At 75.1% G+C, this 1,319-nt stretch carries 2 protein-coding genes; one reads left to right on the top strand and one right to left on the bottom strand.

The genetic code is table 11. The annotated features are described in order from the left end of the window. Nucleotides 1–1,002, top strand: a 1,002-nt coding sequence (locus DW299_RS07655) for a DUF7927 domain-containing protein (protein WP_136036240.1), incomplete at its 5' end; no start/stop codon positions are given. A gap of 55 nt (nucleotides 1,003–1,057) precedes the next feature. Here DW299_RS07655 and DW299_RS07650 read toward each other — a convergent pair. Continuing rightward, a partial coding sequence (locus DW299_RS07650) for a response regulator transcription factor (protein WP_136036239.1) occupies nucleotides 1,058–1,319 on the bottom strand: 262 nt, incomplete at its 5' end.

The raw sequence follows: 1,319 nt of genomic DNA, 5'->3' as shown, positions 1-1,319 counted from the left end.
TCCGCGACCCCGCCCGGGGGCGTGCCACCGATCGAGACGCCGCCCGCCACGACCGAGCACCCGGTCAACGCGCCCGGCTTCGAGCTGCGCAAGACCGCCGACCCCGCGGACGGCACCCGCGTCGACCCGGGCAGCGTCATCACGTACACCGTGACCGGCGTGAACACGGGTGAGACGGCTCTGGCGCCCGTGAGCATCGACGACGACCTGTCGGGCGTGCTCGCGCACGCCGACTACAACGGCGACGTGACGGCCACCGTGGTCGACGGCGTCGCGCCCGCCCCGGTCGTGGCCGGCGACGAGCTGACGTGGACGGGCGACCTCGCGGTCGGCCAGCGCGTCACCATCACCTACTCGGTGACCGTGCACGCAGACGCGGGCGGTGCGACCATCGCCAATACGGTCGAGGGCACGGCGACGCCTCCGGGTGGCGCGGTGATCACGCCCCCGCCGACGACCACGGAGAACCCGGTCGGCACCCCCGGCTTCACGTTCGCGAAGACCTCGGACCCCGGTTCGGGCACGGCCGTGGCGACGGGAAGCGTCGTGACCTACACGCTCACCGGCACCAACACCGGCGAGACCGGGCTGGACGAGGTGGTCGTGCGGGACGACCTGGCCGGAGTGCTGCGGCACGCCGACCTGCGCGGCACGGCGACGGCCACGGTGGGTAACCGCGAGGTGGCCGCCCCCGTGATCGACGGGACGGCGCTGCGCTGGACGGGCAGTCTCGCGGAGGGGGAGAGCGTCGTGATCACCTACGCGGTGACCGTGCACGCCGACGCGGCTGGCGCCTCGCTGCGGAACGTGGCCGTCGCCTCGGCCACGCCGCCCGGAGGGGAGACGATCACCCCGCCCGCCGGCACGACCGAGAACCGGGTGCTGACGCCCCTCGCCGTCACCGGCGGACAGCTGGCGCCCTGGGTCCTGATGCTCGCGATCGCCCTGCTGCTCGCCGGAGCCGCGCTGCTGATCGTGCGCCGTCGCCGCATGCAGGCCTGACGACCCCCCGCCGGCTCCCGGCCGCCGCCCCACGCGCGGCCGGGAGCCCTCGGGATCAGTCGGGGAGCAGTCCGTGCCGGGCGGCCTGCTCCAGCGCCTCGGTGCGATTGGCCGCGTCGACCTTGCGGTAGATGCTGCGCAGCTGCGTCTTGAGGGTGTTCGGCGACACGCTCAGCTCGGCGGCGATGTCCGGCAGCGCCGCCCCCGAGGTGAGGGCGTGCAGCACGACCTGCTCGCGGGACGACAGTCGCGGCCGCGTCGCGAACGACGGCAGCGCGGAACGAGTGGGCAGGGGCGCGCCGCCGAGGGGGGCCAGG

It is taken from the genome of Microbacterium sp. K35 (assembly GCF_004794375.1).
In the GTDB taxonomy this organism is placed as follows: domain Bacteria; phylum Actinomycetota; class Actinomycetes; order Actinomycetales; family Microbacteriaceae; genus Microbacterium; species Microbacterium sufflavum.
Note: the sequence above shows the minus strand (reverse complement) of the source record. Positions and strands in the feature narration are given on the sequence as shown.